The sequence below is a fragment of the Psychrobacillus antarcticus genome (assembly GCF_029533155.1).
In the GTDB taxonomy this organism is placed as follows: domain Bacteria; phylum Bacillota; class Bacilli; order Bacillales_A; family Planococcaceae; genus Psychrobacillus; species Psychrobacillus antarcticus.
This window is the reverse complement of the sequence record NZ_JAIZDB010000010.1, coordinates 76,236-85,140: the sequence shown is the minus strand read 5'-3', so window position 1 is coordinate 85,140 and position 8,905 is coordinate 76,236. Positions and strand designations below refer to the sequence as shown.

At 37.2% G+C, this 8,905-nt stretch carries 7 protein-coding genes; 3 read left to right on the top strand and 4 right to left on the bottom strand.

Annotated features, from left to right (window positions below; genetic code table 11):
• Positions 1-908: 908 nt before the first annotated feature.
• The gene (locus tag LDK52_RS07475; RefSeq protein WP_277585324.1) at positions 909-1,910 is read right to left on the bottom strand and encodes a hypothetical protein; all 1,002 of its coding nucleotides are present in this window, start codon (positions 1,908-1,910) and stop codon (positions 909-911) included.
• Between the two features lie 113 nt (positions 1,911-2,023).
• Here LDK52_RS07475 and LDK52_RS07470 point away from each other — a divergent pair, with 113 nt between their 5' ends.
• Entirely contained in the window at positions 2,024-2,677 is a 654-nt protein-coding gene (locus tag LDK52_RS07470) for an SIMPL domain-containing protein (protein ID WP_277585323.1), read from the top strand.
• Positions 2,678-2,739: 62 nt separating this feature from the next.
• Here the strand turns inward: LDK52_RS07470 and LDK52_RS07465 are convergent, their stop codons facing one another.
• From LDK52_RS07465 to LDK52_RS07455, 3 genes are all read right to left on the bottom strand, one after another.
• Positions 2,740-3,918 carry an iron-containing alcohol dehydrogenase gene (locus LDK52_RS07465; protein ID WP_277585322.1) on the bottom strand — a complete coding sequence of 393 codons (1,179 nt, stop codon included), beginning with the start codon at positions 3,916-3,918 and terminating at the stop codon, positions 2,740-2,742.
• Positions 3,919-3,934: 16 nt separating this feature from the next.
• Entirely contained in the window at positions 3,935-5,356 is a 1,422-nt protein-coding gene (locus LDK52_RS07460) for an aldehyde dehydrogenase family protein (protein WP_277585321.1), read from the bottom strand.
• 135 nt (positions 5,357-5,491) lie between these two features.
• A complete protein-coding gene (locus LDK52_RS07455; protein ID WP_277585320.1) occupies positions 5,492-6,484 on the bottom strand; it encodes a LacI family DNA-binding transcriptional regulator in 993 nt (330 codons plus the stop codon).
• Between the two features lie 289 nt (positions 6,485-6,773).
• Here LDK52_RS07455 and LDK52_RS07450 point away from each other — a divergent pair, with 289 nt between their 5' ends.
• Together LDK52_RS07450 and LDK52_RS07445 are read left to right on the top strand one after the other, a co-directional pair.
• Positions 6,774-7,550 (top strand): enoyl-CoA hydratase/isomerase family protein, encoded by a 777-nt coding sequence (locus LDK52_RS07450; RefSeq protein WP_277585319.1) that lies wholly within the window; start codon positions 6,774-6,776, stop codon positions 7,548-7,550.
• Positions 7,551-7,591: 41 nt separating this feature from the next.
• Positions 7,592-8,890 carry a GntP family permease gene (locus LDK52_RS07445; RefSeq protein WP_277585318.1) on the top strand — a complete coding sequence of 433 codons (1,299 nt, stop codon included), beginning with the start codon at positions 7,592-7,594 and terminating at the stop codon, positions 8,888-8,890.
• Positions 8,891-8,905: the final 15 nt, after the last annotated feature.

The window sequence follows — 8,905 nt, the reverse complement described above, 5'->3', positions numbered from 1 at the left end:
TCTACATTCGTTTGAGCGGCAACTTCTCGATAAGAATAGCGACCCGATAAATAGAGTAGAACGGCTTGATACTTTTCTTCCGCGCTAAATTGTTTTCTCATTTTATAACACCCCATTCATGTGTCTAGAAAATGGGGGTCAGTGCATGCATGTGGAGAACAAAGGCTAAGAGCGCCACGTCCTAAAAGGAGGGTAATCTAAGTTCGCCGCGTCCTGCGGCAAAGATTGCATAACCCACCTCCTGTGGGCCTCAACGCCTTTGTGACCAACATCCTGTTGGCCTCCGCGGGCAAGGCCGAGCATCCTCAGTCAGGCGCTACGGAAACATATGCTCCTGCGGTTACTCGTCGCAAAGACATTATCCAAACAAAGTTTGGGTAATGTCTTCCCTGTGGGGTCTCGACTTTCTCGCTTATCCCGCTGGAGTCGCCACATTTCACTACAATCAATTAAGTGAGTAGTACTCAACTTTAAGATAATGCATAGACTCTCGCTTAGATGATAAAAGTAGTCCAAGTTAATGTAGGGATAAATCCGTCCACTTAGTTAGGGATACTATTCTATTGGGAAAGAAGAAAGTGGATTTTCTTAGATAAGCGCCCCTTTCATCTTTACTTATTTTAGATAGAACAGGTAGACTTCTATGTGTTTATATTCAATTATCCAATTATCCAATTATATAAAGTGGATCTAATTGATTGGAGCGCAGAGCGGCGACTCCAGAGGGAATAGCGCGAGCTGAAGACCCTGGACTGAGCTTAAGCGAGGGAAGCGGCTGAAGCCGTGCCCTCGGAACGCGTCCGCTCGGAGTGAAATCAATGGCAAATATACATTTTGTTATTAAAGGACAAGGCGTTTTTAGCTGACTTTTCTAGGCGGAAAGTCTAGTATAACGACTGGTAATCCACTTATAGTCCTATATTTCCCTTTAGATATAAAGTCTTTTCTATTAATTCTTTGACTTCCTTTAAAGATTCTTTGTGTTGGTCATATTGTTTATTTATATTGTCTAGCATTTGCTCATTTAATTGAATTAATGAGTCTTGTTTATCTATGGATTTTTTATTCAATGCATGGTGACTCTCTAAATTCTTTGTTATTTTTTCAAGTTGCCGATTTTGATTATCGGAGAGCTGAAGGAGAAATCCTTGTTGTCTATTTAAAGTATCCTGTAAGTAATTGTATATATCATCCTGTTGAATTATTTGAAGTTGGATTTCCTCTAATATTAATTCGTCCATTTCCTCGGCTAGCTGTGATTTCTCGCTCGATTTTTTATGGAAGTGGTTCTTTTCTTCAGAATAGTCCGATACTATAGTAAAAATACGCTTTTGTTCTTCCAACACATTTTGTATACAGTCCTTTTGTATGTCTAATCGATTTTGCAGCTGTCCATTTACTTCTTCTTGGGAATCGAGTTGGTGTTTAATGTTTTCAAAAGAACTGTTTTGATTGATGGCAAAGTTATTAAGAAAATTCCTTTGTCTATTTAAACTTCCTTGTAAATGGTTTAGTACTTTATCGTGATCGGCAGCTCGTTTACTAGCTACTGCATTAAATTTTGATTGATGATCAAGTTGTTCGTTGATAACTTGGAGTGTATTTTCTTGTTTTAGTAAATGAGACCCGTAGCCTCTCGTAGTCTGTGCAAGATTGAACAATATCTTTTTTAAATTTACATAATCGTATTTATGATTATTGTTTAATTTGTTCAGTTCTTGGTTTTGGTTACGTAAATCACTTAAAATGGTTTTACAAGATTGGTCCAGTTGAGAAACGGTGTTCATTATACGGTGATTTACGGATTTTTGTTCTTCTAAAAATTCTAGAAAGTAATTGGAATGGAAATGATTTTTGTTGTAATTCTTCGCCAAGGCAGCAGAAACTAAATGGACCTTCGATTCTTTCACTACTTCATACTCCTTTACACGGAAGTTCACTATGCCTTAGTTTATGAACATTATTGATATTTGTGATGAATTAAATTGTTGATAAAATAAACATATAAAAAGGTGGTAGTCCCATGTTGTATTCAGGTATTCCAACACTTTCAATTCCTATGGTTCGAGTCATTACCGTAACTGGTAGTGGGGTAGTCGAAGTCTCGCCAAACTATGTTCAACTTCAAGTAGAAGTAAGTACAGAAGGGAAAGATGTACAACAAACTCAAGCAGAAAATGCGGAAACCATGAACCGTGTTATTGAATCCCTGTTGGCGTTAAATATTCCAAGAGAACATATTCAAACAGCAGCTTATAATGTCTTTCCTCAATATGATTATATAGAAGGAAAACAGGTATTTAGGGGATATTTGGTGACGAATGCCGTTAAGTTAAAAATAACCGATGTTGAAAAAGCTGGAATTGCGATTGATACTGCGGTGGCTAATGGGGCAAATGGTGTATCTTCTATTCAATTCGGGTTAGAAAATCCAGAGCTTGTTTATCAACAGGCACTAATGAAAGCTCTCCAAAATGCACAAACTAAAGCACAAACGATTGCCCAGACGATGAAGCTCGCCCTACATACACAACCAATTTCCATCGTGGAGGAGCAGCAACAAAATGGACCAGAACTTTATAGAAAGTTTTCGATGGCTAGTTCACAAGCCGGAACACCGATTGAGCAAGGGGAAATTACTATAACTGCAATCGTTACGGTTAAATACCAGTACTAAGACAACTGATGATTTGGGTTAACAAAAAAATCCCGAGTGCATATGATGCCCTCGGGATTATTTTAATTCTTTTCTATAATAACTCCATCAAAAGCAGCCTTATAGATAGTATAGATATCTTCTTTTAACAATGGCATCGGACTACGAGCGAGAATTCGTTTCTGATCAAGAGCATCCGTTGTCAAGCTATCCAGCGCATCCTCCGTTATGTTGAATCCTTTCAACGTCGAAGGGATATTTACGTCTTCCACCAAACGTTTCAGCTCAGCAACACATTTGTATGATGCCTCTTTTTGTGAAAGATTTGCAGAGCTAAAGCCCATCGCATCGTAAATATCTTTCATTCGTTTTTCACAGCTTGGGCGGATATATCCCATTACATACGGAAGTAATACTGCATTAGAATCACCATGAGCAATATGGAATTGACCTCCAATTGGATAAGCTAATGCATGAACTCCAGCAACCCCTGCGTTGAAGAATGCTAAACCAGCTAAATAGCTACCATAACTCATATCTGTACGAGCCTGTTTGTCTTCTCCATTGCTAACCGCTATCCGAATAGAATTACTGATTAATCGAATTGCCTGTAACGCCAATGCATCGGAAATGGGGCTAGCATTTTTAGAAATATATGATTCTATCGCATGAGTGAGAGCATCAACTCCAGTTGCAGCAGTAACTTTTGGTGGTAATGAAATGGTTAAAGCAGGATCTACGATTGCAACGTCTGCCAATAAATAATCATGTGTTATAACATCTTTAGAAGTTTCAAGTGAAAGTACTGAGATATTTGTCACTTCCGAACCAGTTCCAGAGGTTGTCGGGATTAAAATGGTGGGAATACCCTTTTTCGTTACTTTCTTCGTGCCGGTTAAATTTAGATAATCTGCCACTTTCCCTTCATGCGAAGCGATGACTCCAGCAAGTTTAGATAGGTCTAGTGCGCTACCGCCGCCTACACCAATAACTAAGTCGAATGCATGTTCACGGGTATAAGCTACTAATTTTTCACCGATTGCTAAAGGTGGTTCTGGAACAACATCCGTATAAATATCGATTGCATAACCTGCTTCTTCCAGTGGATCGACCACCTTATTGGTGATACCTATATCCACTAAAAATGGATCGGTAATCACTAGAATTTTCTTCGCGCTAAAGCGTTCAACTTCTTCTAATAAGTGGGAAAGAGAACCCCAACCTGTATAGCTAATTGGGGGTAATGTAATTTTTTCAGACAATATATGTCACTCCTTATTATTGCTGGTTCCAGACGACAAGCTTAGTCTCTGTCATTTCTTGAATCGCATATTTTAATCCTTCTTTTCCAGTGCCGCTATCTTTTACTCCACCGTAAGGCATTTGGTCAATGCGATAGGTAGGGATGTCGTTAATCATGACCCCACCAACCTCTAATTCTTTCGAAGCTTTAAATGCAGTTTGTATATCATTTGTGAAAATACCTGCTTGTAAACCGAAATCGGAGTTGTTGATGGCTTCAATACCTTCTTCAATCGAAGAGATGCGGTTGACTACAACTATAGGTGCAAAAACTTCCTGACAAGATACCTTAGAAGTAGCCGATACATTCGTTAAAATGGTAGGTAGGAAGACGCCATCTTTTATTGTTCCACCTGAAATAATTTCCGAACCTTGTTCTACTGCTTCTTGAACCCAACTTAATGCACGATCTTGTTCACCTGGATTTATCATTGCAGAAATATCTGTAGCCTCATCATTTGGGCTACCAATAACGAGCTGTTTGGTTAAAGTATAAAACTGCTCAAGGAATTCATCATATACTTCATCCATTACATAAGTGCGTTGCAATGAAATACAAACCTGTCCTTGGTTGGAGAATGCACCCATTACACATTTTGGTACAATTTGAGAAAGATCTACGTTTTTGTCGATGATTAATCCAGCGTTGGAGCCTAATTCTAATGCTACTTTTTTCAAGCCAGCCTTATCCCGAATACCTTTTCCGACAGATAGACTGCCAGTAAAGGTAATCATCTTCACTTTATCACTTTCAACAAGTGCATCTCCAACTGTTTTACCGCTACCAGTAACGACATTGAATACGCCTTTAGGCAAAGCAGTTTGGTCGATTAATTCTGCTAAAAATAGTGCGGAAAGGGGAGTCTGTGATGCCGGTTTTAAAACAATTGTGTTACCTGCAGCGATTGCAGGACCCACTTTATGCGCTACTAAGTTTTGTGGGAAATTAAACGGCGTAATGGCTCCGATAACGCCGATTGGTTGCTCGATTGTATATCCAAAACGATTGGCTCCATTTTTTGCAGCATCCATTGGAATCATTTCACCTGTTAGACGCTTCGCTTCTTCTGCCGCGAATTTATATGTTTCAATCGTTCGGTCTATTTCACCTAACGCATATTTAATCGGTTTTGCTGCCTCTAAAGAAATAATTTCAGCTGCCTTTTGACGGTTATCGATAAATAGCTGTGTAATCTGCTCTAAAATAGCAGCCCGCTCATAAGCAGTTAGTGCAGCCATCTGTTTTCTAGCCTCGTACGCAGCATCTATTGCTGCTTCTACTTCCTCATGAGATGCTTGTGGAATTTGTGCAATGACCTCTTTTGTATGAGGAGAAAGGAGCTCTGCATATTTACTTGCAGATTTCCATTCACCATTCACGTAATATTGTTTTTTCATCGAATCATCCTTTCGAATTATACTTACCCATATTAGATAAATCGCTAAGTGGAAACTGAAAAAGTATAACTAATCAAAAATGTATACGTATTCATTTCTTGTGAAATATAAACCCAAACCGTGTAAAGTTTGGGTTTAAAGATTTCGAGTTGTACTTCTATCGAATAGTCTAACAGGTTCTGTAATTTTTACGCAACTATTATTTTTGTTTTTAATCATATCAATTAATTTTTCAATTGCAAGATGGCCTAAATTTTTTCCGGAAATGCTTCCGATAGTAGTTAAGTTAATCATACTGTGTTGGCTAAGATTCACGTTATCAATGCCAATGATACTTAAATCTTCGGGTACTGATAAATTATTCGAAGCTGCATCGTCAATTAGATTAAATGCAAATGAATCAGATCCCGCACAAATGGCAGTTGGTCGTTGTTGTAAATGCATAAGCTTGTAAAAGGACTCTGAAATACTTTGTTTTGTTGTATCCGTGATAATTTTATACTCTTCTGGTAAGTAAATTTGAAAATCTTGAATTGCTTGCTTAAACCCAAGAAATCGATTGTTGAATGTACTTACGTTTAACGGACCACCGATCCAAGCGATTTGCTTATGACCTTGTTCAATCATATGTTTAGCAGATAAGTAACCAGCTTCATAATTATCTATTTCAACGAAGTATTCATTATTTTGGTGTTTTCTGTTATATGTAATAAATGGAATTTCCATTCTAGTTAGCTTTTCAAAAATCGGATCATCATTCAAAATACAAGATAAAATAATACCGTCTACTTTCTGTTCGAATGCGGTAGTATAGGCTTCACTTAATTTTTTGTCATTTACGAATTGTACCTGAATTCTGTAGTCCATTTCACTTGCATAGTTAACAATTGCTGAAGTTGTATCTACAAAAAATGGATTATGAAGCGGACCTGATAAAAGAGCAATAGTTCCAGTTTTATTTTGAACTAGTGATCGGGCATTGGCATTTGGAATATAATTTAAATCATTAATTGCTTTTATTACTTTTTCAAGAGTGTGTTTTTTTACTAGTTCAGGCGAATTTAATACACGAGAAACAGTTGCTTGAGAAACCCCCGCTTGTTTTGCTACGTCTTTTGATGATACCAAATTGAGCAACCTCCAAAATCTACTTATCTTTCTATATCTAGTATTATCGCACGTTTAAAGTATATATATTCGATTTTATCAATACAAGCAAATAAATTTCCAAAAAATAAGTATTCAGAAAACGTTGACAATACAAAGCGATTCAAAGTATATTAGTTTTTGAAAGCGTAACCTAAATATGTATACGTATACATTAGGTGATTAACATATAAAAAATCTTATTATCTTTTTATTAGCTAAAAGTAAGTGTGGCTTAAGGATACTCAATCTAAAGAAGAAGGTGTATGAAGTGAGTGAAGTAATTAAAGTTGAAGTAGAGGGAAGAGTGGCAATTATAACTATTCAGAATCCTCCTGTAAATGCCCTGAGTGGACAGGTAGTTCAAGGTTTAATGAATGCGTTTAAAAGAGTTGAAAAAGATCCGCTTGTTGGTGCAGTAATTTTAACTGGTGATGGGGAGAAAGTATTTATGGCAGGGGCAGATATTAAAGAATTTCCAACTTGGCTTGGTCGAGAGGATATGGTGCAGCATGTAGAGTTAAATCATCAACTCTTTAAATATATTGAAAGACTAAGAAAGCCCACTATAGCGATGTTGAATGGACTTACACTGGGGGGGGGATGTGAGTTAGCGCTTAGTTGCGATATACGTATTGCAGAAGAACACACGAAGATTGGATTACCTGAAATTAATCTTGGTATTTTTCCAGGAGGAGGAGGAACGCAAAGGTTACCAAAACTAGTTGGTATATCAAAGGCGAAAGAATTAATGTTTTTTGGGGAAAGTATCAATGCCACAGAAGCACTTTCAATCAGTTTAGTTAATAAAGTTACAAAAACTGGAGAAGGTTTATGTGTAGCTAAAGGATGGGCAACCAAGCTCTCTGAGAAGTCTTTGAATTCTATTATTAGCATAAAAGAAGCAATGGAATATAGATACGAGCATTCCTTCGATGAAGGTATAGTAAAAGAAACAGAACTATTTTGTAAAGCTTTTCAACATCAGGATGCATATGAGGGAATTAATGCCTTTATTGAGAAGAGAAAACCAGTATTTAATAAATGAAATGATTAGTTGTTAAAACAAATTTTTTAGGGGGATGAGAGATGAGTGTTTTTATGTTGTTAATTGGTTTGGCGATATTAATTTATATGACAGTTAAAGGAATAAATATTATTATCAGTGCAGTAGTAGCAAGTACATTTGTTGCGTTAACATCTGGACAGGACATTATTGAAGCAATGACGGGAACTTATATGCAAGGTTTTACTGGGTACTTCGCTACTTATTTCTTATTATTCTTGTTAGGAGCAATTTTCGGTAAGGTAATGGCTGAAACTGGAGCTGCTGAAGCAATTGCAGAATGGGTTATGAGAATTATTGGTCCAAAAGGAGCGGTAATGGCGGTTGTATTAGCATGTGCGATTATGACTTATGGGGGAGTATCATTATTCGTAGTAGGATTTGCAGTTTATCCACTTGCAGTATCTCTATTTAGAAATGCAAATCTTCCACGTCGCTTTATACCTGCTGCATTAGTTTTTGGATCTGTTACCTTTACAATGTTTCTACCAGGTTCTCCTGAAATTCAAAACATAATGCCGACAGAATTTTTTGGTACGACGACTTACTCAGGTTTTTGGATTGGTATGATCGCTTCTATTTTCAATTTTATACTAGGAACCTACTTCTTGCATTTAATAATTAGAAAAGCAGTCAATAGAGGAGAAAAATTCGAGAAATACGATTCAGATAAAGAGATAGATGAAGAAAATAAAAAGAAATTACCTAATATCTTTCTTGCGCTGCTACCAGTTATAGTCGTAGTTGCTGGAATGGTTACGTATTCACAATTATTTGCAGCAAATACCGCTGCAATTCTAGCTTTACTAGGGGCAATTGTTATAGCTTGTATAACAATGTTCAAATTCATCGATGGATTTTGGGATGTTCTTGGAAAGGGTTCCAATGACGCGATTGTTGCTATTTGTAATACTAGTGCTGTTATAGCTTTCGGTAAGGTAGCTGCCCTAACTACTGGTTTTACTCAAATTGTGGAAACAGTATTAGAAATTCCAGGACCACCATTATTAAGTATGGCAATTTGTATTAACTTAATTGCAGGTTTAACAGGATCTGCTTCAGGTGGATTAGGAATTTCGCTTCCGATATTGGCGCCAATTTATCTAAATATGGGTATAGATCCTGGTGCATTACACCGAGTATCTGTAATGTCTTCAGACGGTTTGGCATCTCTACCGCACAATGGTTATATCGTTACGACTATCCGTAATATCAGTCATGAAACATTTAAGAGGGCATATCCTGCAGTCGCCTTAATGGCCGTGGGGCTTACCATGTGTGCGACAGTCTTGGCAGTAATATTGTTCACAATATTTGGTTAATTACTAATTTAATAG